Genomic DNA, 24,444 nt, shown 5'->3' on the forward strand with positions numbered 1-24,444 from the left:
GTATAGAAAGGTTTTATAAAAGTCGCAAATGACTATTTGAGGGGGTTAGTAGATGCAGACAAATATAGGTTCAACTATTAAAAGGATTAGAAGTGATAAAGATTTCACACAAAAATATGTAGTTGATGGAGTAATGACTCAAAGTGCTTATTCGAAATTCGAGTTAAACAAAACAGAAATTACTTACTCGTCTTTAACTAGTATACTCGAAAATATAGAAGTAACATTTGAAGAAGTCTTATATATTCAAAATGGTTTCAAGCATACTGAAAAAGATGCGATATTCAAGAAATTCATTTCAACTTCTTACAATAATGAAGAAAATATAAAAGAGCTATTAAATATGGCAGTAAGCTATTTACACAAAAAAAACGACCAATTAATTACTGATATTAAATCTTTATGCGAGGCTTTTTTAATACTCCTATATACTGCTGATACAAGAATGCTTCAAACAACTGTCTCAAGTGTATGGAGAAGACTTTCAGATAGAAATCAGTTTTACTTTTCTGATTTATACTTATTAAATTCGATTTTTTACTTTTTTCCACTTGAAACAATGCTTGAAATAAAAAAATTAGCATTTAAAAGTATTGAACGGTACGGGGATTTTCAAAACATACAGCGTTTAAAAATAAACTTCTGTGTAAATATTTCGCTAATGCTAATAAAAGAAAAATGCTATGTAGAGGCATTGGAAGAGATTGAAACAGCGATTATTTTATCAAAAAAACAAAAGGCGTATTTACAATTAGCTGTTTGTTATGTGCGTAAAGGTATTTGTTTAAACTGTTTAAATCAAAACGGATTCCCGTGGGTTCAAAAGGGGATGGAACTTTTAACTGTTTTAGAAGAATATGCGCTATTACAAATGGCGACAGTTGAAATTAATCTATATTCCGAAGTTTAAGAATGTAAACTGGACACATTAGCGTTTTCAAGGAGGACGATACTATCATCTTACACAAGTATGGCTTATTTATCTTGAAAAGTTAGGGCGTAGTAGGTTAATCTACAAAACAAAAAGCTGTCCACAATAAGGTTTCCCTTTTCGGTGGACAGCTTTTTTCTATTGTTTAGATCTAAAAATTATGTATGGAGGAGGTAGAGGGATTCGAACCCCCGCGGGTTTTGACACCCCTGTCGGTTTTCAAGACCGATCCCTTCAGCCGAACTTGGGTATACCTCCGTGTTAGACAAGTAATAGTATATCAGGCATCAGAAAAGAAGTCAACAATTTTAAATGAAAAATTTTGTGGGATAGACAAATGGGTGAAAGTTGATTTTTTTACGAGCTACTCGTATAATAAAAGTTGCCGTGCTAGGTGGGGAGGTAGCGGTGCCCTATAACTTGCAATCCGCTCTAGCAAGACTGAATCCCTTTCCTGAGGCCGTCCGTATTGTAGGGTCTGCCTTTTGCACGTAGTGTTGACATTTGGGTCCCGCGCAATGGGAACCCATGAACCATGTCAGGTCCGGAAGGAAGCAGCATTAAGTGGAATTTCTCATGTGCCGCGGGGTCGCCTAAATCGAGCCAACGACAAGAGTAACGCTTATGTGCGGCGGTCGAAGGAAGGTGCACGGCGTACATAGCAAAGCCTCTCATCCCGATGTGGATGAGAGGCTTTTGCATGTTTTTAGATAAATTTTTATATGTTAGAAACAAGTTCTGAACAAAAACGTTTATGAAATGTTCAATAGTTCTTTGAGCAGCATTCATAGAGAATGTAAAGTAATGACCTTCAATTAATAGGTTAAGTTAATTTAAGGAGGAATGTGGAACGAATCCTATCACATTTGTAGGAGATTTAATAAGTGTCCAACTTCCAACACGATATCCTATTCTAACTTTTTCATTGCGTTTTAAAGAACCCACTTGAGCAAATTTATCTGACGGTCCTTTTTTGATCATACAAGAATCGATGTTTACAGTCATTTCGCTATCAAAAGAGATAGTAGGATTATTTACACGAAGAGTAAAATCAATGGCTCTCGCTAAAAAGATTGCGTAGTCAGATCTAATAATCTTTTTATCTGTGCCAAACGTTCCATCTTCCAACCCAACTGCTATTCCTCTTGTTATAAGCGCTTGAGCAGCTCCAGATGTAGAATTATTATAATCATATTCAAATGTTCTGCTGATCATAAGAGCCATTTCACCGCGTGTAAGAGGTGCATTAGGTTTAAACGTACCATTGTTGTAACCAGAAATAATTTTTTTATCAACAGCAGATTGAATATAGCCCGATGCAAATGAATTAGCATTTACATCGCTAAAGGTTGTTTTTCTTTTCGTTCCGTCGAGATTTAAAGAACGACCAATCATAGCCATAGCTTCCGCACGTGTAACTTGTCTATTTGGATTATAATCACCTTTAGTATCACCCGATACTATGTTGCCTTGTGCTAAGTAGGTGATTTCTTTATAAGCTCTATGCTTCGAACTAATATCATTAAATACTCCCGGAGTAGGGAGTTCAGTTATTCCGTCACTCAAAACGAAAGCATTTTTACTTTCAACGCCTGTATGAGACACGGATTTAATGCCATACGTATATACTTTGCTTCTATTCGCTGTGGTATCTACGTAAACCGTATTACCTTTTGTATTATAAACAATGTCCAAAATATTTTTAGGATCTTCATAAGAGCCTTCTTTTGTTCCGTCAAATCGATAGATTACGTATTTTCTTGGGAGAGTACTATTTTTGTCTGTAATGGTCAGTTTTGTTTCGGAAGACTCTTTACTTAACGTAACATCGGTTGGGCGAGCAGGTATTGAAGAACCCTTCCAAGGTACAGAAGGCGTTAAAGCTTTTGAAGGATACATTTGTTGTTTAAGGTATGTAGCATAACCGAGAGCATTGCTGTTAATACTCCTTAATGAGAAATGCATTTGTCCTTTTACACTAGTACTCCCTCTATTTGCAATTACTTGATTCGTAAGCTCCGTTTTGTTATTCCATGCTTTATCAGCATCGTTTCCGACCTTATAATCAGCCATACCTATGTACAAGTTCACAGGATGAGCTTTTGCATAAGTTTGGACTTCGTGTCCCCACCAATTTAATAACTTAGTGTAATTTGCGGCTTTATAACTTCTTGACCAATAGATCTGAGGAGCAATGTAATCAATGCTACCATCTTTGATCCATTGTCTAGTATCCGCGTAAATGTCATCATAGTTACTCATTCCATTAGTATCACTACCAGTAGAATCTTGTCCCTTGTTTCTCCAAATTCCAAACGGGGATATGCCATATTGAACATGTGGCTTTGTTGCTTTGATAGTACTGTAGACATTCTTAACTAATTGATTGACATTATTACGGCGCCAATCTTCAACTTGTTTGAAAGCCCCTCCATACTTTTTAAAAGCTACTTGATCTTTAAATGTTTCACCCTGTATTTTATAAGGATAGAAATAATCATCCATGTGTACAGCGTCAATATCATAATTGGCTACCAATTCTTTTACAGTAGAAACTAAGTACTTTTGTACTTCTGGAAGACCAGGATTCAAATAGTATTGATTGCCATATTTCACTACCCACCCAGGATTCTTGCGAGCAATATTATTAGTAGCTAGATCAGTTAATTTCTGTGAAGGCATTGTAACGCGATAAGGATTTACCCATGCATGTAGTTCTAACCCACGTTTATGTGCTTCATCTATCATGATTTGTAAAGGATCGTATCCAGGATTCGTCCCTTGATTCTTACCTGTAATATAGGAAGACCAAGGTGCAAGCTTGGATGGATATAATGCATCGTTTAATGGTTTAGCTTGAAAAATAACAGTATTGAAATGATCGGCTTTTAGTTTGTCCAATGTGTTTTTTACCCATTGAGTATACGAGGATTTATTCATTCCAGCTTTCATATCAATATTTGTAACGGTTGCAATCCAAGCAGCACGCATTTCAGTTTTAGGATGGGTTGTACTAGCGTAGACATTTTGAATTTTAAATACTGGAATAAGCAATACTAAAACTAAAAAAGTTGCTAGATAACGGACGAAAAATTTTTTAGACATTATGAGTGTGTTCCTCCCGAAGATAGTTGTTTGTCCATATATTTAGTGATGAGGATAATAATTAACGTGTACAGAAAAAGAGAATTTTTTTATCCCCACTAACGCCTCGATAAAATAGGTGTCCATATTTTGAAGGCCGAAGATTCTTTGACTACTTTTGCGCAAAAAAATGATAATAACCTATTAATCTTCCAATAAAAGGACCCCGCAATGGATAAGATTACACGAGAAATTTCATTTTAACAGTGGCTTTTTTCCTATTTTTACCGAATTATTTCCAAAAATGGCCAACGCTAATTTTTAGATTATTATTTAGAAAAGTACACGCTGCGCTAATTACATTAATTATGCTTAAGTACAAGATATTAAGAGTTGACGAATTGTGAACTTGTTAAAAAACAGTGAATTTATTTAGTTAAACTAACAGAGACCTTGGTAGAATATGATTTTGAAATACTCAGTGATTCAGAATAGAGTTGTCCTGTCTGTGAAAAACTGCACTGGGAACACAAATTTTTTCTACAAGAAATCATTTGTAAACACCTCTCTCAAACAACGTCTTATTTGTTGGTTTGTGGTATACTTGTAGGAATGAATGATGCGAAAAGAAAGGGGAGCGGACGGTTGAGTTATCAAGCTTTTTACCGGGTATACCGGCCTCAGACATTTCACGAAATGTCAGGACAGCAACACGTAAAACAAACACTTCAAAACGCTCTCCTCCATAACAAAACGACCCACGCCTACTTGTTTTCAGGTCCCCGCGGAACTGGAAAGACGAGTGCCGCAAAGATATTTGCGAAGGCATTGAATTGCGAAAACGGACCTGCCAAAGAACCATGTAACGAATGTGAGACGTGCCGGACGATCACAGAAGGATCGAATACAGATGTGATTGAATTTGACGCAGCGTCCAATTCTCGCGTTGAAGAGATGCGGGACATCATTGAAAAGGTTCGCTATGCTCCGGCTTCGTCCAAATACAAAGTCTATATTATTGATGAAGTGCATATGCTTTCCAATTCAGCCTTCAATGCGCTGTTGAAAACGTTGGAAGAACCACCTGCACATGCGGTGTTCATCCTAGCAACAACGGAGCCACACAAACTGCCGCTCACAATCATTTCCCGTTGTCAGAGATTCGACTTTAAGCCGATTACTGCTGCAGAGATTGTGGAGCGGATGACCCATGTTTTAACAGACGCGAACATTGAAGCTGACGCCAGTGCGCTAAAAGTAATCGCGCAAGCAGCTTCAGGCGGGATGCGGGATGCACTCAGCATGCTGGACCAAGTTGTCTCTTTCAGTGGTGATCGAGTTACTGCAGAAGAGGCTCTACTCGTCACAGGATCTGTTGGGGAAGATATCTTCCACCAGCTTGCGGAAGCTTTGCTCACGAAAGACGCAGGTGCTGCACTGACATTATTAAACCGACTCATTGCAGAAGGAAAAGATGTCTCACGTCTAGCGGAGGATTTAATCACATTCTTCCGTGATTTACTGTTATTACGGACAGCGCCTGATCTTACAGACTTACTAGAAGTCGTTTCGGGTGATGAACGTTTCGTTGCACTGGCACAAGCATTTGAGCCAGATACTTTGTACGCTTATATCGACATTCTAGGAGAAACCCAGCAAGAAATGCGTTTCTCTAATCATGCGAAAGTGTATATTGAATCTGCATTATTGAAGATGGTGCAAACGCGTGGAACTTCTAATTCAGGAACAAGCGGTACAGCAGCTTCTCCTGAACTGGAACAAAAGATTGCTACACTGGAACGGATTGTTGGAGAATTGCAGCAACAACTTGCTAACGGTGGGGGACATGCTTCGCAAGCAGGTGAGAAAGCACCAACAGCACGCAAAAATTCATCCAACAATGCCCGTGCATACAAGATTCCGACCGGTAAAGTCCATCAAGTACTCAGTTCTGCGACCAAGCAGGACATTCAAGTGATCCGGGAAGAATGGGCACGCATGATGCAGACGATGCAACGTTCACATTCTGCTCTTCTGGAAGAAACAGAGCCAGTAGCAGCATCGGATAGCGCGTTTGTGTTAAAATTCAAATATGAAATCCATTGTCTCATGGCGTCTGAAAACGCATCCCTCCGTTCAGGTCTTGCGGAAGCGTTGCGTCAACAAACAGGCAAAGCCTACGACGTAGTTTACGTCCCTGAAGAGGGATGGCTTAAAGTTAGAGAGGATTTCATCCGCAAGAGTGGGATGTCTAAGCAACCATCTCAAACAGAGGAGAACTCCGCGACTAGCGGTGAACCTTCCGAAGTTTCGGGGTCTGAAGAACCCCCGGCGTTCCTTGATGGCGCCGAACTGACACAAGAAGACCCGGTCGTGTCGGAAGCAGAAAAAATATTTGGTAAAGAATTCATTACCGTCCATGACGAGTAACTTAACTTAAAGAGGAGGAAACAAGAATGCGTGGTATGGGAAATATGCAAGGCATGATGAAGCAAATGCAAAAGATGCAAAAGCAAATGGGTGAGGCTCAAGAAAAACTAGGTGAAGAGCGTTTAGAAGGTTCAGCAGGCGGCGGTATGGTGAAAGTGATCGTCTCAGGCGACAAAAAAGTTGTCGAAGTCATCGTGGACCCATCAGTTATCGATCCTGAAGATGCTGAAATGTTACAAGACCTGATCGTTATTGCAACTAACGATGCAATGGAAAAGGCAGAAGAATTAACGAACTCTACGATGGGACAATTCACGAAGGGATTGAACCTTCCAGGGATGTTCTAGGAGGCAAAACCATGCATTATCCTGAACCGATATCTAAACTGATTGACAGTTTTATGAAACTGCCAGGCATCGGCCCGAAAACTGCGGGCCGGCTGGCATTTTTTGTGTTGAGTATGAAAGAAGATACAGTGCTCGACTTTGCGAAAGCATTGGTTGATGCCAAACGTAATCTAAGGTTTTGCTCCGTTTGCGGACATATTACAGACATCGATCCGTGTCATATTTGTCAGGATCAGTCACGAGACCGCACTTTGATTTGTGTAGTCCAAGACCCGAAAGACGTCATTGCCATGGAGAAAATGCGTGATTACAAAGGACTTTATCATGTTTTGCATGGTGCAATTTCGCCTATGGATGGTGTTGGGCCTGAGGACATTAACGTCCCCGACTTGCTGAAGCGTCTACAAGATGAGGAAGTTGAAGAGCTAATTCTAGCAACCAATCCGACGATCGAAGGCGAAGCAACTGCGATGTACATTTCGCGTCTTGTGAAACCGTCTGGCATTCCAACGAGTCGAATCGCTCACGGGTTACCGGTTGGTGGAGATCTGGAGTACGCAGATGAAGTGACGCTGTCTAAAGCTTTAGAAGGGCGGCGACAACTGTGAGACGGTCAGGGGGACTGTTTCGCAGGAAGAATAAGCTGAAACGAGAATACGATGAAAAGTTACGGACATTGATGGTAGATACACGAGAAGAGTGGGAGCAGGCAAAATCGATTGAAAAGTATGCGGATGATTTCGATCAGGAAGTTGTGATTCGAAAAAAAATCGCTGAAAGCAATCATTTCTATTTGTACAAAGAAGCTAAAATTAGAAATCTTGGCATCGAGTGAACTAAACAACGATTGCTTTGCATAGACTGCTAGTAGTCTATTGTAAAGGGGGCAACTTCTGCTATGAAAGTTGCTATAATTCTTGCACTCGGTGTTGTCCTGCTCTTCGTTCTGCGTTTGACCAAGCCCCAACTGCAAACAGCTGCTGAAAAGCTGTCCATTTTATGGTTTAGACTCGCTTTTGCGTTTTTAATTCTATTCATCCTCAACATCGCAGGCGGGTTTGTTGGATTGTACGTGCCGATTAATATTGGATCAGGCTTTTTATTGGCAGTGCTTGGTATTCCAGGATTGGCGTCTTTACTAGTCCTGGCAGTTTTCTTGTAAGGGTGAATAGTTGAAAGATGTCCTACCACGAAGTCAGCCAATGTGTGCTGACTTTTTTTACATAGAAGATGGAGCAAAATCTCATGAGGAAGGAGGAGAAACGAATGGATCATACAAAAAGACCTGTAGTGGAGGCACTACAGACCTTTATAGGGTCACAGCCCGTATCTTTCCATGTACCTGGACATAAGCACGGCTTGCTTTCAGGACTACCCGAGGATCTTAAAGCTGCACTACGATACGATGTAACAGAATTGACAGGACTGGATGATCTGCACGCACCTACTGAAATGCTTGCAGAAGCACAAATGATGTTGGCAGATGTATATGGAGCGGACCAAAGCTTTTTCCTAGTGAATGGTTCTACAGTTGGTAACCTTGCAATGATCCGTACAGTTTGTGCACCGGGTGATACGTTGCTCGTACAACGCAACGCCCACAAATCTGTGTTTCATGCAGTAGAGTTGTCAGGTGCACAAGCTGTTCTACTTACACCGGAGTGGGACGAAGCAACTTGCACAGCAGGCGCAGTTTCAACGACAACTGTGGAGGATGCGTTAGAACGGTATCCAGATGCAAAAGGCGTAATCGTTACATACCCGACGTATTATGGAACAACAGGTAGTGACTTGCAGACAATTGTTGAAAAAGCGCACGAAAAGGGTATACCTGTACTTGTAGATGAAGCACATGGTGCGCATTTTGTAGTTGGTACTCCATTTCCGGTATCTGCGCTTAGTCTTGGTGCAGATATTGTTGTTCAATCGGCACACAAAACATTGTCCGCGATGACCCAAGCATCTTTTCTACATGCTAACTCACAGTTAGTAGATATAGACCGATTGGCTCGCATACTTTCCATGCTACAAACAAGTAGTCCATCGTATGTGTTACTCGCCTCTCTTGACGATGCACGAGCGATGATTGCTGCCTATTCAGAGGATGACAAGCAATCATTTCTCGCGTGGCGTGGTGAATTTATCGATCAGCTTAGTAAGATAAAAGATCTTGAAGTGATCGAGACAGAAGATCCATTGAAAATTCTACTTCGACCAAAAGAAGAATCCGGCTATACACTTCAGCATTCATTGGAAGAGATGGGGATCTATACAGAACTCGCAGACGAACGCCAAGTGTTATTCGTACTTCCTTTGTTACCTGAAGCGATTTCATACCCTACAGATTCCATTTGTGCAGCAGTCGAGTCAGCAGTACAACTTTTGCAAAGAGACTCTGAGCAGGTTCCTGAAAAGGATGAATCAAATGAAGAAGAGTCGCGTAAGTTGATAATTACAACAAGCTCCCATTCCAAGAAAGATACGGAATGGGTACCTGCAGAGTCGGCAAATGGTTTTCAAGCAGCTGCAGCAATTATTCCGTACCCACCAGGAATCCCGCTGGTTTTGAGCGGAGAACAATTGAATGCACAGCTAATTCAAGAGGTATGTCATATGATGGAGTCAGGGGCAAAGTTTCAAGGAGCAGTTAGAGTAAATGGACCAACAACGGAATTTGAAGTGTTGAGTGCACAAGGAGAAGATTGGAATGGCTAAAGGAATTTTCATCACATTCGAAGGACCAGAAGGCGCAGGGAAGACGACAGTTATTAAAGAAATTCATAACCGTTTGCAACAACAAGGAAAATATTCGGTTTTAACACGGGAGCCTGGCGGGATCCGAATTGCAGAGAAAATCCGGACGATTATTTTAGATAATGATCATGAAGAAATGGATGGCAGGACAGAGGCATTATTATACGCCGCTGCAAGACGACAACATCTAACGGAGAAGGTCATCCCAGCTCTGGAAGAGGGGGCGATTGTCCTTTGTGATCGGTTCGTGGATAGCTCTCTCGCGTACCAAGGGTATGCAAGAGGTCTAGGTATCGATGAAGTGTTCGCGGTAAACGAATTTGCGATCAATGGACTCATGCCTGATCATACAATCTACTTTGACTTATCTCCGGAAGCTGGTTTAGCAAGAATTGCAGGGAGTGGTGAACGAGAACAAAACCGTTTGGATAATGAAACGTTGCAATTTCATAAAGACGTCGCAGAAGGTTACCGTCTCGTACAGAAACGATTTCCAAAACGGATTCAACCCATTGATGCGAGTGGCTCGGTAGAAGAAGTTACAGAAATTGTATGGAAAACGATTGCATCATTCATTTCTTAAGCCATTTCATGATATAATAAAAGAAAGCGGAAAAGGAGAGATACCTCGTGAAACTTATAGTGGCAGTAGTACAAGACCAAGATAGTAATCGACTTTCATCGGCATTGACGAAAGGTGACTTTCGTGCAACGAAATTGGCAAGTACAGGCGGATTTTTGAAATCAGGGAACACGACGTTTTTGATCGGTACAGACGATAGTCTTGTTCCGAAAGCGTTGGACCTCATTCGAGATAACTGTCGTTCGCGTGATCAAATGGTAGCTCCCGTCTCACCAATGGGCGGAAACGCTGACTCCTATATTCCATATCCAGTTGAAGTTGAAGTCGGTGGCGCAACGGTTTTCGTTCTGCCAATTGAACAATTCCGTCATTTCTGATTCATATCGGAGTGAATTTTAATGAAAGTTAATAATGAGTATCGCACGGGCCTCGATAAATTGCGTAACGACCCGTTAAAGTCTCCTCAAGGTGGGGAGCGATTTGGTCAAATGGTTCAAAAACAAGAATCACGCCTGCATGGAGAACAGATTACTCGTCTACTTGGCGACATTTCCAGCGCAGGTGACCGGCTTGCCCGGTCTCGCAACCTACGGGACATGGCTAAATTTAAAATGCTTGTCAAACGTTTTCTAAAAGAGTCTGTCGAAACCGGTCTAGGTCTGAAGCAGTCACATACGTGGAACCAGTACGGAGAAGGACGGCGGTTACAAATTGTTGAAACAATTGATCAGAAGCTAATCGAATTAGCGGAACAATTGCTTCAAGATGAAGAATCATCCGTGGAACTTCTCGCTAAAATTGGTGAAATCAAAGGACTTCTCATCAATCTATATACATGAGGACGTTTTCTGATACATAAGAAAACGTCTTTTTTATACGAAAGGAGGCAGCCGTATGGAAAAGCAGTTAAACAGTCGAATCGCTACAGAACAGCCGGCAGTTGCTGCTAGATTCAGTGCTGCCTACCGCAATCATCGGATTGGTCATGCTTATATATTTGATGGCGAAAAAGGGATTGGGAAACAAGAGGCTGCATTATACTTCGCCCAATTATTATTGTGTGAGCATCCAAACGAAAATGTTCCATGTGAAACATGTAGCGCCTGCAAGCGCATCGCATCAGGAAATCACCCAAACATCTTAACGATTGAACCTGATGGTCAAGACATAAAAAAAGAACAAATGGCAGGATTACTCTCAGTTATGACGAAAAAGGGATATGAGAGTGGACGCCGTATTTATATGATTGGTCAAGCTCATCGAATGAATACAGCCGCAGCTAATGCACTCCTCAAATTTTTAGAAGAACCTGAAGGGGATGTGACGGCAATATTGCTGACAGATGCCTATCATATGGTATTGCCAACAATTCAGTCGAGATGTCAACGTATTTCTTTCCTACCACCACAGCGGGAACAGCTGTTGGAAACCTTGAAAGCTGAAGGGATTTCTCCTTCACTTGCAGCTACGGTTACTTCACTAACTGCGGATTCAACCCGCGCTGCTGAACTTGCAGTAGACGAGCAGTTTGTAAGTTTGCGAAAAACAGTGGTAAAATTAGTTCAAGCCATCGATTTGAACGTAACAGACGCATTATTACTCATCCAGTCTGAATGGGCGCCATTCTTGAAAGAAAAAGTAGATACCGAGATGGGGCTGGACTTGCTTCTGTACATGTACCGTGATATCGTGGCGAAGAAAGCGGGACTGTCTGCAACACCCGCATACCCGGATTTAGATGAATTCATAACAAGTTTAGCAATGAAAATGACTTATGATCAATTGTCCACAATCTTGGAATCAGTTTTGCAGGCAAAAAAGCAATTGCATCGCAATATGCACCGGACGCTTTTAATGGAGCAATTGGTGCTCAGTATGCAGGAGGGGTTATTCGTTGTATAACGTTGCAGGAATCCGCTTTAAAAAAGCGGGTAAAATACATTATTTTGACCCAATGGACTATGACTTGAAAGTCGATGATTACGTAATCGTCGAATCTGCACGAGGTACAGAGTATGGGAAAGTGGTTAGCATGATGGTGGATATGGATGGTTCAGACTTAGTTCTGCCTTTAAAGAAAGTGATTCGTCCCGCTAGTATAGAGGATAAGGATAAGGTGGAAGAAAACCAACTGGATGCTCAAAAAGCATTTACTACATGTGTCGCCAAAATCCAAGAGCACAAACTTGATATGAAACTTGTCGATGTGGAATATACATTTGATCGTAATAAAGTGATTTTCTATTTTACAGCTGAAGGTCGAGTCGACTTCAGAAACTTAGTGAAGGACTTAGCATCTATCTTCAGAACTCGAATTGAGCTACGCCAAATCGGTGTAAGAGATGAAGCAAAAATGCTGGGCGGAATTGGTCCTTGTGGTAGAATGCTTTGTTGTTCCACATTCCTAGGGGATTTCGAACCGGTTTCTATTAAAATGGCAAAAGATCAAAATTTGTCATTGAATCCTTCAAAGATTTCGGGATTATGTGGAAGATTGATGTGCTGTTTAAAATACGAAAACGACGAGTATGAGCAAGCTAAAGCACTCATGCCCGATATTGGTGCACGAATTGAGACGCCAGATGGCTCAGGGAAGGTTGTCGGTCTAAACTTACTAGAGCGTTTGCTGAAAGTAAAGTTAACCGACCAAGACCAAACACTTGAATATGCTTGGGAAGAACTGTCGAAGAAGACGGGACAGCCCGTTAATTGATGAAGTGATGAGGTGACAAAGTTGAAAGAAGGGAACTTTCTCGATAAGGTAATCGAATACGAACAACAACTCGACTCTATGCACAAGCAATTCCGTGAAATAATCGGTTTTGTTGCCAAGATGACGGAAGAAAACCATTCACTTCAACTTGAGAATCATCATCTGCGCGCACGTCTGGACGAGTTGGATCAACAAGCTGCTACTGACAAAAAAAACGCAGAACGCTCGCAACGGGCAGACGTTGGCGAAGGCGTAGACAATTTGGCTCGTATTTATAATGAGGGATTCCACGTGTGCAATGTCCATTATGGAAGCACCCGTAAAGGTGAAGATTGCCTGTTTTGTCTCTCGTTTCTAAGTAAACAAAATTTGTGAATTATAGCCGATCCCTATTTCTTTCTAGGTGTCGGTTTTTCTATATTATGAAGTCACTATTCTCTTAAAGGAGTATCCGATGGAACCAATTGAATTACGAGGTGACGAACGCCTCGATTACTTACTTGCAGAAGACTTGCGAATAATCCAGAGTCCATCTGTTTTTTCATTTTCACTAGATGCTGTACTTCTAGCACGTTTTGCTTATATGCCTATTAGACGCGGGAAGATTGTGGATTTGTGTGCAGGTAATGGTGCAATTCCTTTGTTTTTAAGTGCCCGCACCTCCGCTGATATTATAGGGGTGGAGTTGCAGGAACAACTAGCTGATATGGCAAGTCGTAGTATTACTTATAATCAGTTGGATCAGCAGATTACAATGCTGTGTGACGACGTCATTGGTATTGCATCGAAGATCGGGTTTGATCAATACGATGTAGTAACATGTAACCCTCCCTACTTTAAAGCGTATGAGCATAGTGAACAAAATCAAAAAGAACCGCTGACCATTGCTCGACACGAAGTAAAACTGACTCTTGATCAAGCGGTTCATTCTGCAAGTGAATTACTCAAGCAAGGTGGGAAGGCAGCATTTGTCCATCGTCCAGGAAGATTACTGGATATTGTTACTTCGATGAGGGCGAATCGGCTGGAGCCGAAGCGTATTCAATTTGTATATCCGAAAGAAGGCAAAGAAGCGAATACATTGCTAATCGAAGCGACGAAAGATGGGAAGCCTGATTTGAAGATACTTCCGCCGCTATATGTTTATCAACAAGATGGTACGTATACTGAAGAAGTGAGGAAATTGTTGTATGGAACAGAAGCATGAGCATCTGTTTTATGTACTTGAATGTAAGGATGGCTCCTACTACGGAGGCTATACAACGGATATAGATCGTAGGGTTGCAATGCATAATTCAGGTAAAGGAGCAAAATATACGAGGGCAAGAAGGCCAGTTCGTTGCATTCATCACGAAAAGTTTGAAACGAAGCGGGAAGCGATGCAAGCGGAGTACCGTTTCAAACAGTTGACGCGACCCGCTAAAGAACGGTATTTGGAACAAGAGGAGGCAGACGAATGATCACGCAGAAAAGTGCGGAATACGAGAAGGGTGTGCTGTATTTAGTCGGTACACCTATTGGGAATTTGGAAGATATGAGTTATCGTGCTATCCGCATTTTAAAAGAAGCAGACATGATTGCAGCTGAGGATACGAGGAATACTGTAAAGTTATCCAATCACTTTGAAATTGACACGCCTTTCATGAGTTACCATGAGCACAATCTTGAAGTGGGTGGGAGAAAAATTTTAGAGCTATTGGCAGAAGGTAAAACTGTTGCGCTCGTTAGTGACGCAGGGATGCCTTGTATATCAGATCCGGGTGCCGATATTGCAGAAAAAGCAATCGCAGACGGTTATCCAGTCGTACCTGTACCTGGACCGAATGCAGCCATTAGTGCATTAGTTGCATCCGGTATTCCAACGCAACCATTTATGTTTTTCGGTTTTTTAGATCGGCAGAAGAAAAAACGTCGTATTCAGTTGGAAGCGTTAAAGAATCGACAAGAGACATTACTCTTTTACGAGGCACCCCATCGCCTAAAAGATACGTTGCGCGAATTGAAAGAACAGTTTGGACCGAATCGTCGTATTACTCTTGCTAGAGAACTAACAAAGCGTTATGAAGAATTCATTAGAGGAACGGTTGAAGAAGCACTTAACTGGGCAGAATCAACAGAAATTCGCGGAGAGTTTTGTTTAGTCGTAGAAGGTACAAATGAGACGAAATCAGAAACTGAAGAAGTGTGGTGGAATTCGCTAACTCCGGTTGAACACGTTGAACTCTTGATAGAGCAAAAAGGGTATACATCAAAAGAGGCAATTCGGGAAACGGCAGTTGATCGAGGTGTGAGTAAACGGGAGATTTACCAGGCATATCACGTTGAATAAAAAAAACATCTGTGTCTACTTGAATAGGCACAGATGTTATTGCAATAAAAGCATTAAATCAAGACATTTTGTCTTCGATTTCAGCAATTAGCTGTTTAGCACCTTCAGGACTAAGAATCAGCTTACCATCGATAAGTGTTAAGTTATCATCTGAAACTTCTCCAGTTACTGAACATGTCATATTAGGCATGTATTTCTTCAAGATGATTTTATCGTCATCCACATAAATTTCTAGTGCGTCTTTTTGAGCTATGCCGAGTGTCCGACGTAATTCGATAGGGATAACTACACGACCAAGTTCGTCGACTTTACGTACGATTCCAGTAGATTTCATATCAGGTTTCCTCCTAAAGTAAAATGGTGATTCGTCAGATTTCGACATTTTTCTCTTGTCTGTCTATTATCATACCAAGTCTTCCAATTAACGTCAATGGTGAAACCTATAAACTATTTTATGAATAATAGATACATGAAAAACTCACTTAAATGTGAATGAAAGTTGCAGTTTTATAACAAATTAGAAAGTATTTCATTAGAAATTTAAAAAAAATGAAAATAGGTTGACTTTGTATGATTTTGTGATTATAGTATAAATTAATTCTTGCGACAATCGAATAGCAACACATCACTTTCTTATCCAGAGAGATCGAGGGGCAGGCCCTATGACATCTCGGCAGCGGGTTCATTACACATGAACACTGTGCCAATTCCTGCAAATGCTTAATGCATTTGGAAGATGAGAACGGAGATGGTTTCACTTTATATTGAAGCCCTCTTTTTTCTCGTATTCATGAGAAAAAAGAGGGCTTTTTTCGTTCAAACAAAAGAAAGTTCGATGACTGCGCTCATTGCTGCACAGAATCATAACAGTAAGTAGAGGGGGCACGGCATGATTGAATTTAAACAGGCGGTTAAGACGTTTCGACTAGGAAAGCGTGAGGTGACGGCGGTTAATGACGTGAGTTTGTCCGTTGCGCAAGGTGAAATCTTTGGAATTATCGGGTTTAGTGGTGCGGGGAAAAGTACATTACTTCGACTCGTTAATATGCTGGAGCGACCAACCACGGGTTCCATTCAAGTACAAGGAGTAGACCTAGCAACACTTTCTCAAAAAGATCTAAGAAAGCTTCGTCGCCGAATCGGGATGATTTTTCAGAACTTTAATTTGTTCTCATCAAGAACGGTCGCGGGAAATGTGGCGTATCCTTTAAAGCTTGCGGGTGGAGCCAAAAAAGAAGTGACTGAACGAGTAGCAGAACTATTGGACTTTGTTGGACTGTCTGATAAAGCAAATGATTATCCGGAACAACTTTCCGGTGGTCAAAAACAGCGGGTGGGTATCGCAAGAGCACTCGCTACATCACCGGATATATTAATTTGCGATGAGGCGACATCAGCGTTAGACCCGGATACGACAGCTGATATTCTTAGACTACTAAAAAAAGTGAACAAGGAGCTTGGAATCACGATTTTATTGATCACACATGAGATGCACGTCATTCAAGAAATATGTGATCGTGTCGCTGTGATGGAAGATGGAGAAGTGATTGAAACAGGTACAGTTTTTGATACATTTACAAATCCGCAGCACTCAACCACGCAACGCTTCATTCAGTCCGTACAGCAGGATCGTCCCTCCGACGCTTTGCTTAAGGAGTGGCGTTCAAAAGGAGGAAGGAAACTATATCGCGTTATCTTTAAAGGCGAGGTAGCTAGTGATCCAGTTCTCTCGAGACTCACGCAAAAATATGGAGTGAATTTTAATATTGTGTACGGTTCCATTCGTGAATTGCAGGAGAAGTTTTTTGGGAATTTGCTAGTTTCATTTGATGGTGAAGAGGAGTCGGTTAACCTACTCATTGCGGCATTGAAGGAAACGGTTGAGATTGAGGAGGTTGAGGTTCATGAAAGTTGATTGGACAACATTTTGGCCAAGGATTGTAGAGTCAACAGGTGAAACAGTACTCATGGTCATTGCAACGCTTATTTTTGGTTCGATTCTAGGAATTAGTATAGGTTTATTGCTTTATGTAACGAGAAAAGGAAATATACTAGAAAAACAATGGGTGTTTCAAACCTTAAATATGCTTATCAATATCATACGTCCAATTCCATTTATTATATTTCTTGTAGCATTAAGCCCTATTACAAGAGCTGTGGTGGGTTCCACAATCGGAACATGGGCGGCTATCTTTCCAATGACGATTGCAGCATCTTTTGGAATCGCTAGAATCGTGGAAAACAACTTGGTAGGTATAGATCCTGGAGTTGTGGAAGCTGCTAAAGCGATGGGGGCAAGCCCTTTTCAAATTATTTTTACAGTTCTAATACCAGAGGCTCTCGGTCCTCTAATTCTTGGTTTAACATTTGTAACAATTAGTTTAATAGACTTCTCGGCAATGGCAGGTACTGTTGGCGGAGGAGGATTGGGACATGTAGCGATGACATACGGATATCAGCGTTTCGATGGCAGTGTCATGCTGGTTACGGTAGTCATTCTAATTGTTCTGGTCCAGGTAGCACAGTGGCTAGGAAATACGCTTTCGCGGAAGGTTATGAGACGTTAGTTTTTTTGATCAGACACATACTTGGAGGAGATTATAATATGAAAAAAGCAATTATCTACTTAGGAACTGTCTTACTTCTATTAACACTAGGAGCTTGCAGCCAAAAAACATCAGGACAAGAAAAAGACTCAAATGTAGTGAAAATCGGTGTGACGGGATCAGATGGTGAAGTTTGGCCGATTCTTAAAGAGAAAGCTAAAGCTGAAGGAATTGAAATTGAACTCATCGAGTTTGCCGATTACACATTACCGAACCAGGCTTTAGCAAATGGAGATATTGACCTAAACTCATTTCAACACATTGCATTTTTAAGTCAGTTCACAAAAGAAAATGATGCAGATTTAACACCAATTGGAGCCACAATCATTGCACCCATGGGAATTTACTCAGAAAAGCTGAAGTCAATTGACGATATTGAAGATGGAGCACGTATCGCAATTCCAGATGATCCATCTAACCAAGCACGTGCTTTGAAATTGCTAGAATCTGCAGGCCTGATAAAACTAGCTGATGATTTCGGATTGTTTGGAGATCCGTCGAAAATTGTCGAAAATCCGAAGAAACTCGACATTTATCCAATTGTAGCTCAACAAACTCCACGCGTACTGCCGGATGTTGCCGCTTCTGTCATTAATAATGGAGTCGCTGGGCAAGCAGGGTTTGATCCGGTAAAAGATCCAATCTATCTAGAAGATAGCGATGACGAAAATACATTGCCGTATGTAAATATCTTTGCAGCTAGGTCAGCAGATAAGAACAATGAAACCTATCAGCGAATTATTGAATTGTATCATGAAGAAGATGTGAAAAAAGCGGTGGAGGCAGATACAAATGGCGGTTCTGTCGTAGTTGATATTTCAAAGGAAGAGTTACTAAAAGTCTACAAAGGACTATAAGGGAGGAAAACTATTATGAGCACAATTACTTCTAAACACGATGTTATTATAAATTCAATTGAATCTAACCGGGATCTATACATTCAAACGAGTCAAGAAATCCATGCCACACCTGAAATCGGCAACCAAGAATTCTTTGCTAGTGAGAAACATGTCAAGCTATTAAAAGATGAAGGTTTTGAAGTTACAACGGCGGTTGCTGGACATGAAACATCGTTTTACGCGGTGAAAGACAGCGGCATTCCAGGACCAGCAATCGCTTTTCTTGCCGAATACGATGCACTCCCAGGGTTAGGTCATGCGTGTGGACATAATATTATTGGTACTACCAGTGTAGCTGCTGGTATTGCTTTATCTAAAATAATTTCTGAGAGCGGAGGGCGTGTCGTTGTGTTGGGGACACCTGCAGAAGAAGGGGGTCCCAACGGCAGTGCAAAAGGAAGTTTTGTAAAACACGACTACTTAAAAGAGATTGACACAGCCTTAATGATTCACCCATCCGGTAAAACTGCATTGACGAGTGAGACGTTAGCTGTCGATCCGCTAGACTTCCATTTCTACGGGAAGCCTGCACATGCATCAGGTTCACCTGAAAAAGGGATCAATGCACTAGACGCAGTCATTCAACTTTTTAATGGGATAAACGCACTCCGTCAACAGCTTCCGCAGGATGTGAGAATCCATGGAATCATTACACACGGCGGAGATGCTCCTAATATTATCCCTGAATACGCGGCAGCAAGATTTTTCATCCGTGCCGAGACTTGGTCAAAAACCGAAGAGACTTCCACCAAGGTTCGTGCAATCGCTGAAGGTGCTGCTCTTGCAACAGGAGCTGAAGTTAAAATTCAACGGTTCCAAAATGAAGTAAAAGACTTTGTATTGAACTCTGTATTAGACGGAATTTTACATGAGGAATTAGAAACGTTCGGTGAAGTCGTTCATACTGAAAAGAAAATTGGTAAGGGTTCTACAGATGCAGGGAATATTAGTTATGAAGTCCCTACAGCACATCCGTATATAAAGATTGGTCCTGATGAGTTAGTTGCCCACACGGATGAATTTAGGGAAGCTGCAAAGTCACCTGTTGGAGATGAAGCGCTCATTAGAGGTGCAAAAGTGTTGGCGTCAACGGGGTATAGATTGTTAACAGATGCTGAGCTCCTGCATCGTGTTAAGAAGGAATTTGAAAAAAGTTTGAAAGAGAAATAATAAGGTCTCTCATATGAAACTCATTTGTTAAATTGAATCTAGACTAACAAACAGTTTATTCTTCCTTTTTCAGGGGAAGAATAAGCTGTTTTTGAATTGGAGATAGTTAATAGTAAAAGGGAATTCATTCATTATTTCAAAAAGGTTCTAGATGTACCAAGGTCTAGGGATTACATTGACCAGAATAGTATTTGAAAAACATATAAATTTTAGTGAAGGTACAGATTTTCTGCGAAATGGATACAATCTTTACACACCTCACCATAGCTAAATTATCAGAAGTTCGATAAAATGAAATAATCGATAAGGGTACAGGAGGAATTGCAGTGGCTGAACAGAAAAAGACATTTTATATTACAACACCGATTTATTATCCGAGTGGTAAATTTCATATTGGTACGGCTTATACAACCGTGGCATCCGATGCGATGGCACGGTACAAAAGACTCCGGGGATATGATGTACGCTTCTTGACAGGAATGGATGAGCACGGACAAAAGATTCAAGAAAAAGCAGAAGAAGCCGGGCGTCCACCTCAAGAATACGTCAATGACATCGCGGACTATGCAAAACGTATATGGAAGCTGATGGACATTACGTATGATGACTTCATCCAAACGACGGAAGAGCGACATAAAAAGGCCGTTCAGAAGATTTTTCAAAAGTTTCTCGATAACGGGGATATCTATAAAGGGGAATACGAAGGGTGGAAATGTATTCCTTGTGAATCATACTTCACTGAAGCACAGCTAGTAGATGGCAATTGTCCAGATTGTGGGCGTCCGGTAGAGCGTGTAGCTGAAGAATCTTATTTCTTTAATATGAAGAAGTATTCCGATCGCCTCCTTCAATATTATGAAGATCACCCGGGGTTCATCGAACCGGAATCACGTAAAAACGAAATGATTAATAACTTCATTAAACCGGGTCTTGAGGACTTATCCGTTTCACGGGTTTCCTTCGACTGGGGCATTAAAGTGCCAGGAGATCCGAAGCATGTCATTTACGTATGGGTAGATGCATTAACCAATTACATTACGTCACTTGGTTATTTGTCGGATGATGAAACGTTATTTAACAAATATTGGCCGGCTGACGTTCAAGTGGTTGGTAAAGACATCGTTCGATTCCATACGATTTACTGGCCGATTTTCTTAATGGCGTTAGACTTACCGTTACCAAAGAAAGTATTTGCACACGGATTCATCATGATGAAGGATGGTAAAATGTCCAAGTCTAAAGGAAATGTCGTCTATCCAGACATGCTTGTAGAACGTTATGGCCTGGACGCGACTCGTTATTTCCTATTACGTGAACTACCGTTTGGTCAAGATGGAACGTTTTCTCCTGAATCATTCGTTGAACGAACGAATTACGATTTAGCAAATGACTTAGGAAACTTGTTGAACCGCTCAGTTTCTATGATAAACAAATATTTTGATGGTGTGGTGCCAGTCGATCTCACAGAGCCAACGGAGTTTGACGAAAGTCTTCAATCCGCAATGACATCTACTGTGGAAAAGTATGAAGAGTCTCTTGAAAAAATGCAGTTCAGTATTGTGCTTTCCGAACTATGGTCACTCGTATCACGAACGAATAAATACATTGACGAAACGTCACCTTGGATTCTTGCAAAAGAAGAGGCAGATCGCGGAAAGCTTGCCTCTGTCATGGTCCACTTGGCACAGTCACTACGCCATATCGCTGTAATGTTACAACCATTCATGCCTGAGTCGCCGAAAAAAATTATAGAACAGCTCGGCCTAGACGAATCTCGATTGGCATGGGACACGTTAGGTGATTTCAATACTATTCCAGAAAACACGAAAGTAATTGAAAAGGGCGTTCCTATTTTCCCAAGACTGGATAACGAAGTTGAAATTCAATACATTAAAGAACAAATGGCGATTACCGCTCCTAAAGAGGCAGAGAAAGAAGAGCCTAAGGAAGAAAAAAAGGTGGAGGAATCCCCTGAAATTACAATTGACGCATTCAACACCATCGATTTGAGAATTGCAACGGTAACTGCGTGTGAGAAAATACCGAAAGCGGACAAATTGTTGAAGCTGCAAGTCGATCTAGGTTATGAGCAACGACAAGTAGTTTCAGGTATTGCTGAACATTACGAACCTGACCAATTGGTTGGACAAAAAGTAATTGTCGTAGCTAATTTAAAGCCCGTTAAATTGCGTGGGGAGTTGTCCCAAGGAATGATTTTAGCAGGCACATCAGACGGCGTTTTAAAACTTGCAACAGCAGACGCATCTCTTGCAAATGGATCGCGTGTAAAATAATATAGGACAGCGGCTTTCTTCGGAGAGCCGCTGTTGTCTTTTGTTTGTAACCGTTTTGTAATGAAACTGCGATGTTTGTGTAAAGACAGGAAAGTACACTATAACTTATGTGAGGCGAATGAGATGTTAATAGACACACATGTCCATTTAAATGATAACCAGTATGAACAAGACATAGACCAAGTTATTCAGCGCGCACTTAACGCAGGTGTTGAGCGAATGGTAGTCGTCGGATTTGACCGCCCCACCATTACCAGAGCAATGGAGCTTACTGAAAAACATAGCTTTATATATGCGGTGGTCGGTTGGCATCCGGTCGATGCAATCGATTGTACCGAAGAAGATTTAAAATGGATTGAAGAGTTAGCGGCACATCCGAAAGTTGTTGGAATTGGAGAAACTGGACTCGACTATCATTGGGATAAGTCACCGAAAGAGGTTCAGCAAGAACTGTTTCGAAAGCAAATACGACTTGCTAAAAAAGTGGATTTGCCGATTATCATTCATAATCGAGATGCAACAGCGGATGTTGTACAAATCTTACAAGAAGAAGAAGCAGGAACAACGGGGGGCATTATGCATTGCTTTAGTGGGAGTGTAGAAACTGCTAAACAATGTATAGATATGAACTTTATGATATCTCTCGGTGGTCCGGTGACCTTCAAAAATGCCAAGATGCCAAAACAAGTTGCGACCGAAATTCCACTTGAGTATTTACTTGTAGAAACAGACGCACCGTATCTTGCACCACATCCACATCGTGGTAAAAGAAACGAACCTGCATTTGTCGCACTAGTTGCAGAACAAATCGCAGAACTAAAAGGAATATCACTCAAAGAGGTAGCTCAAATTACCACTCAAAATGCTATGAAATTATTTGCCATCGACTGACTTGATTTGCCGGGAGAATCACCCATTCTTTGAAGATAGGTGACTTCCGGCATTCCTATGCGGGAAAGTTAGAACGGTTGACAGCATGAAATTGAGCCTATATAATCAGCCGAGTGAATAAGGAGGAGATTTTTTTCATGACGAAATGTACCATGGGAAACGGATTCTTTCAATCACTGAGGATACAAAAAATCGCAGCTGGTACAGCGATACTAGCGATTTTTATAACTGTTCTTTCTCTTGCTTTCTATGAAGGTACGAAGAAAAACATCACGCTTGAAGCGGGTGGCGAAACAGTAGAATTTAAAACACACGCGAAAACAGTTAAAGATGTACTGGCGCAGCGTGATATAGAAATTGGGTCTCACGACGTAATTTCACCCTCAGCAACAACGTCCATCAAAGATGGAATGACGATTGATTGGAAACAGGCAAAACCCGTTGCAATAAATATAAATAACGACTCTACTACGATTTGGACAACCGAGTCTACAGTAAAAGACATCCTAGATGATGCAGGTGTAGAACTGGCAGATCATGATTCTGTTGAGCCAAGCCTAGAGAGTAAAGTTGGCAATTCAGGTGAAATCTCGATTGACAAAGCGTTTCAAGTCACGTTTAAAGACGGTGAGAAGTCTACAAAAGTGTGGTCCACTTCGACTACGGTCGCTGACTTTTTAAAGAACGAGAACATTCAACTAAGTGAGTTGGATCGATTAGAAAATGATAAGGAGCAAATGTTGCTGCCGAAATCTGTTGTCTCAATTGTTCGTGTGGAAAAGGTCACCGATGTAGTGGAAGAGACGACGGATTATGACGTGAAAACACGTACTGACGATAGTTTACTGAAAGGACGAGAAAAGGTTGTCCGAGAAGGTGAAAATGGGAAAGTCAGAAAGAGATTCGAAATCGTCAAAGAGAACGGAAAAGAAGTTTCACGTAATCTTATCCGTGAACACGTTGTCGCACATCCAAAAACTAAAGTAGTCTCTGTAGGATCGAAAGTCGCGCTTGCGAGTGCAGCACCGAAATCTTCTACTGTGAAGACAAGTGTTTCACGTGGAAATGGAAGTGAGTCCGGTAAAGTGATGTATATGAACGCAACTGCTTATACAGCACATTGCACGGGATGTAGTGGAATTACGGCTACTGGCATTAACTTAGCTGCCAACCCGAATTTGAAAGTCATAGCAGTAGATCCAAGTGTCATTCCACTCGGTTCAAAGGTATGGGTTGAGGGCTACGGCTACGCAATCGCAGGTGATACAGGTGGTGCTATAAAAGGCAATCGTATCGATTTGCACGTACCTAATGACGCTGTTGCCAAAAAGTTCGGCAGACGGCAAGTAAAGATTAAAGTATTAAAGTGATAGCACGCCGCACAGTATATAGAGGTAGGTCCAACAATCCGCA

The 24,444-nt window shown here is 41.3% G+C and carries 25 protein-coding genes, 1 tRNA gene, 1 other RNA gene and 1 riboswitch; of the genes, 24 read left to right on the forward strand and 3 right to left on the reverse strand.

From position 1 onward, the window contains the following. Window positions 1-52: 52 nt before the first annotated feature. Window positions 53-910, forward strand: coding sequence for a helix-turn-helix domain-containing protein (locus N693_RS0104790; protein WP_025783653.1), 858 nt, complete (start codon window positions 53-55; stop codon window positions 908-910). 186 nt (window positions 911-1,096) lie between these two features. Here the strand turns inward: N693_RS0104790 and N693_RS0104795 are convergent. After that, window positions 1,097-1,189 (reverse strand) — tRNA-Ser (locus N693_RS0104795). Window positions 1,190-1,316: 127 nt separating this feature from the next. Here N693_RS0104795 and ffs point away from each other — a divergent pair. After that, window positions 1,317-1,584, forward strand: an RNA gene (gene ffs, locus N693_RS19905) — signal recognition particle sRNA large type. A 175-nt stretch (window positions 1,585-1,759) separates the two neighbouring features. Here ffs and N693_RS0104805 read toward each other — a convergent pair. Then, on the reverse strand, window positions 1,760-4,036 hold the full coding sequence (locus N693_RS0104805) for a family 10 glycosylhydrolase (RefSeq protein WP_025783654.1): 2,277 nt from the start codon (window positions 4,034-4,036) through the stop codon (window positions 1,760-1,762). Between the two features lie 624 nt (window positions 4,037-4,660). On the opposite strand from N693_RS0104805, the gene dnaX reads away from it, so the two are divergent. From dnaX to rsmI, 15 genes are all read left to right on the forward strand, one after another. After that, a complete protein-coding gene (dnaX, locus tag N693_RS0104810; protein WP_025783655.1) occupies window positions 4,661-6,445 on the forward strand; it encodes a DNA polymerase III subunit gamma/tau in 1,785 nt (594 codons plus the stop codon). Between the two features lie 26 nt (window positions 6,446-6,471). Then, on the forward strand, window positions 6,472-6,792 hold the full coding sequence (locus tag N693_RS0104815; RefSeq protein WP_025783656.1) for a YbaB/EbfC family nucleoid-associated protein: 321 nt from the start codon (window positions 6,472-6,474) through the stop codon (window positions 6,790-6,792). Window positions 6,793-6,803: 11 nt separating this feature from the next. Beyond that, window positions 6,804-7,400, forward strand: coding sequence for a recombination mediator RecR (recR, locus tag N693_RS0104820; protein ID WP_025783657.1), 597 nt, complete (start codon window positions 6,804-6,806; stop codon window positions 7,398-7,400). Continuing rightward, the gene (locus N693_RS0104825; RefSeq protein WP_051508685.1) at window positions 7,397-7,627 is read left to right on the forward strand and encodes a YaaL family protein; all 231 of its coding nucleotides are present in this window, start codon (window positions 7,397-7,399) and stop codon (window positions 7,625-7,627) included. Before recR ends, N693_RS0104825 begins: the two co-directional genes overlap by 4 nt. A 63-nt stretch (window positions 7,628-7,690) precedes the next feature. After that, on the forward strand, window positions 7,691-7,954 hold the full coding sequence (locus N693_RS0104830; RefSeq protein ID WP_025783659.1) for a pro-sigmaK processing inhibitor BofA family protein: 264 nt from the start codon (window positions 7,691-7,693) through the stop codon (window positions 7,952-7,954). Window positions 7,955-8,058: 104 nt separating this feature from the next. Beyond that, window positions 8,059-9,507 carry an aminotransferase class I/II-fold pyridoxal phosphate-dependent enzyme gene (locus N693_RS0104835; protein WP_025783660.1) on the forward strand — a complete coding sequence of 483 codons (1,449 nt, stop codon included), beginning with the start codon at window positions 8,059-8,061 and terminating at the stop codon, window positions 9,505-9,507. Further along, entirely contained in the window at window positions 9,500-10,129 is a 630-nt protein-coding gene (tmk, locus tag N693_RS0104840; RefSeq protein WP_025783661.1) for a dTMP kinase, read from the forward strand. The genes N693_RS0104835 and tmk overlap by 8 nt, the downstream gene beginning before the upstream one ends. A gap of 47 nt (window positions 10,130-10,176) precedes the next feature. Further along, window positions 10,177-10,506: a cyclic-di-AMP receptor gene (locus N693_RS0104845; protein WP_025783662.1), complete on the forward strand. Its 330-nt coding sequence runs from the start codon at window positions 10,177-10,179 to the stop codon at window positions 10,504-10,506. 21 nt (window positions 10,507-10,527) lie between these two features. Continuing rightward, entirely contained in the window at window positions 10,528-10,968 is a 441-nt protein-coding gene (locus N693_RS0104850; protein ID WP_025783663.1) for a YaaR family protein, read from the forward strand. Window positions 10,969-11,023: 55 nt separating this feature from the next. Next, the gene (gene holB / locus N693_RS0104855) at window positions 11,024-12,031 is read left to right on the forward strand and encodes a DNA polymerase III subunit delta' (protein WP_025783664.1); all 1,008 of its coding nucleotides are present in this window, start codon (window positions 11,024-11,026) and stop codon (window positions 12,029-12,031) included. Next, window positions 12,024-12,842 carry a stage 0 sporulation family protein gene (locus N693_RS0104860; protein ID WP_025783665.1) on the forward strand — a complete coding sequence of 273 codons (819 nt, stop codon included), beginning with the start codon at window positions 12,024-12,026 and terminating at the stop codon, window positions 12,840-12,842. The genes holB and N693_RS0104860 overlap by 8 nt, the downstream gene beginning before the upstream one ends. A 21-nt stretch (window positions 12,843-12,863) precedes the next feature. Next, a complete protein-coding gene (gene yabA / locus N693_RS0104865; RefSeq protein ID WP_025783666.1) occupies window positions 12,864-13,217 on the forward strand; it encodes a DNA replication initiation control protein YabA in 354 nt (117 codons plus the stop codon). Window positions 13,218-13,296: 79 nt separating this feature from the next. After that, window positions 13,297-14,049: a tRNA1(Val) (adenine(37)-N6)-methyltransferase gene (locus tag N693_RS0104870; protein ID WP_025783667.1), complete on the forward strand. Its 753-nt coding sequence runs from the start codon at window positions 13,297-13,299 to the stop codon at window positions 14,047-14,049. Next, entirely contained in the window at window positions 14,033-14,302 is a 270-nt protein-coding gene (locus N693_RS0104875) for a GIY-YIG nuclease family protein (protein WP_025783668.1), read from the forward strand. The genes N693_RS0104870 and N693_RS0104875 overlap by 17 nt, the downstream gene beginning before the upstream one ends. Beyond that, window positions 14,299-15,171: a 16S rRNA (cytidine(1402)-2'-O)-methyltransferase gene (rsmI, locus tag N693_RS0104880; protein WP_025783669.1), complete on the forward strand. Its 873-nt coding sequence runs from the start codon at window positions 14,299-14,301 to the stop codon at window positions 15,169-15,171. Before N693_RS0104875 ends, rsmI begins: the two co-directional genes overlap by 4 nt. 58 nt (window positions 15,172-15,229) lie before the next feature. Here rsmI and N693_RS0104885 read toward each other — a convergent pair whose 3' ends face one another. After that, window positions 15,230-15,505 (reverse strand): AbrB/MazE/SpoVT family DNA-binding domain-containing protein, encoded by a 276-nt coding sequence (locus N693_RS0104885; RefSeq protein WP_025783670.1) that lies wholly within the window; start codon window positions 15,503-15,505, stop codon window positions 15,230-15,232. Window positions 15,506-15,801: 296 nt separating this feature from the next. Beyond that, a riboswitch (SAM riboswitch) is annotated at window positions 15,802-15,914 on the forward strand. A gap of 146 nt (window positions 15,915-16,060) precedes the next feature. Here N693_RS0104885 and N693_RS0104895 point away from each other — a divergent pair. From N693_RS0104895 to N693_RS0104925, 7 genes are all read left to right on the forward strand, one after another. Next, window positions 16,061-17,086, forward strand: coding sequence for a methionine ABC transporter ATP-binding protein (locus N693_RS0104895; protein WP_025783671.1), 1,026 nt, complete (start codon window positions 16,061-16,063; stop codon window positions 17,084-17,086). Beyond that, window positions 17,076-17,738, forward strand: coding sequence for a methionine ABC transporter permease (locus tag N693_RS0104900; protein WP_025783672.1), 663 nt, complete (start codon window positions 17,076-17,078; stop codon window positions 17,736-17,738). The genes N693_RS0104895 and N693_RS0104900 overlap by 11 nt, the downstream gene beginning before the upstream one ends. 38 nt (window positions 17,739-17,776) lie before the next feature. Then, window positions 17,777-18,634: a MetQ/NlpA family ABC transporter substrate-binding protein gene (locus tag N693_RS0104905; RefSeq protein WP_025783673.1), complete on the forward strand. Its 858-nt coding sequence runs from the start codon at window positions 17,777-17,779 to the stop codon at window positions 18,632-18,634. 15 nt (window positions 18,635-18,649) lie between these two features. After that, entirely contained in the window at window positions 18,650-19,846 is a 1,197-nt protein-coding gene (locus tag N693_RS0104910; protein WP_025783680.1) for a M20 family metallopeptidase, read from the forward strand. A 326-nt stretch (window positions 19,847-20,172) separates the two neighbouring features. Then, window positions 20,173-22,140, forward strand: coding sequence for a methionine--tRNA ligase (metG, locus tag N693_RS0104915; RefSeq protein ID WP_025783682.1), 1,968 nt, complete (start codon window positions 20,173-20,175; stop codon window positions 22,138-22,140). A gap of 123 nt (window positions 22,141-22,263) precedes the next feature. Beyond that, entirely contained in the window at window positions 22,264-23,031 is a 768-nt protein-coding gene (locus N693_RS0104920) for a TatD family hydrolase (protein WP_025783684.1), read from the forward strand. 137 nt (window positions 23,032-23,168) lie between these two features. Continuing rightward, entirely contained in the window at window positions 23,169-24,401 is a 1,233-nt protein-coding gene (locus tag N693_RS0104925) for a G5 and 3D domain-containing protein (protein WP_025783686.1), read from the forward strand. The last annotated feature ends 43 nt before the right edge of the window (window positions 24,402-24,444 follow it).

The sequence above is a fragment of the Sporosarcina sp. D27 genome (genome assembly GCF_000586555.1).
GTDB lineage: Bacteria > Bacillota > Bacilli > Bacillales_A > Planococcaceae > Sporosarcina.

Excerpts from the sequence above, each read along its gene's own strand:
- N693_RS0104790 (WP_025783653.1), top strand. The coding sequence starts at position 53 with ATGCAGACAAATATAGGTTCAACTATTAAAAGGATTAGAAGTGATAAA.
- N693_RS0104805 (WP_025783654.1), bottom strand. The coding sequence starts at position 4,036 with ATGTCTAAAAAATTTTTCGTCCGTTATCTAGCAACTTTTTTAGTTTTA.
- N693_RS0104815 (WP_025783656.1), top strand. The coding sequence starts at position 6,472 with ATGCGTGGTATGGGAAATATGCAAGGCATGATGAAGCAAATGCAAAAG.
- recR (WP_025783657.1), top strand. The coding sequence starts at position 6,804 with ATGCATTATCCTGAACCGATATCTAAACTGATTGACAGTTTTATGAAA.
- N693_RS0104830 (WP_025783659.1), top strand. The coding sequence starts at position 7,691 with ATGAAAGTTGCTATAATTCTTGCACTCGGTGTTGTCCTGCTCTTCGTT.
- N693_RS0104835 (WP_025783660.1), top strand. The coding sequence starts at position 8,059 with ATGGATCATACAAAAAGACCTGTAGTGGAGGCACTACAGACCTTTATA.
- tmk (WP_025783661.1), top strand. The coding sequence starts at position 9,500 with ATGGCTAAAGGAATTTTCATCACATTCGAAGGACCAGAAGGCGCAGGG.
- N693_RS0104850 (WP_025783663.1), top strand. The coding sequence starts at position 10,528 with ATGAAAGTTAATAATGAGTATCGCACGGGCCTCGATAAATTGCGTAAC.
- holB (WP_025783664.1), top strand. The coding sequence starts at position 11,024 with ATGGAAAAGCAGTTAAACAGTCGAATCGCTACAGAACAGCCGGCAGTT.
- N693_RS0104870 (WP_025783667.1), top strand. The coding sequence starts at position 13,297 with ATGGAACCAATTGAATTACGAGGTGACGAACGCCTCGATTACTTACTT.
- N693_RS0104875 (WP_025783668.1), top strand. The coding sequence starts at position 14,033 with ATGGAACAGAAGCATGAGCATCTGTTTTATGTACTTGAATGTAAGGAT.
- rsmI (WP_025783669.1), top strand. The coding sequence starts at position 14,299 with ATGATCACGCAGAAAAGTGCGGAATACGAGAAGGGTGTGCTGTATTTA.
- N693_RS0104885 (WP_025783670.1), bottom strand. The coding sequence starts at position 15,505 with ATGAAATCTACTGGAATCGTACGTAAAGTCGACGAACTTGGTCGTGTA.
- N693_RS0104895 (WP_025783671.1), top strand. The coding sequence starts at position 16,061 with ATGATTGAATTTAAACAGGCGGTTAAGACGTTTCGACTAGGAAAGCGT.
- N693_RS0104900 (WP_025783672.1), top strand. The coding sequence starts at position 17,076 with ATGAAAGTTGATTGGACAACATTTTGGCCAAGGATTGTAGAGTCAACA.
- N693_RS0104905 (WP_025783673.1), top strand. The coding sequence starts at position 17,777 with ATGAAAAAAGCAATTATCTACTTAGGAACTGTCTTACTTCTATTAACA.
- N693_RS0104910 (WP_025783680.1), top strand. The coding sequence starts at position 18,650 with ATGAGCACAATTACTTCTAAACACGATGTTATTATAAATTCAATTGAA.
- N693_RS0104920 (WP_025783684.1), top strand. The coding sequence starts at position 22,264 with ATGTTAATAGACACACATGTCCATTTAAATGATAACCAGTATGAACAA.
- N693_RS0104925 (WP_025783686.1), top strand. The coding sequence starts at position 23,169 with ATGACGAAATGTACCATGGGAAACGGATTCTTTCAATCACTGAGGATA.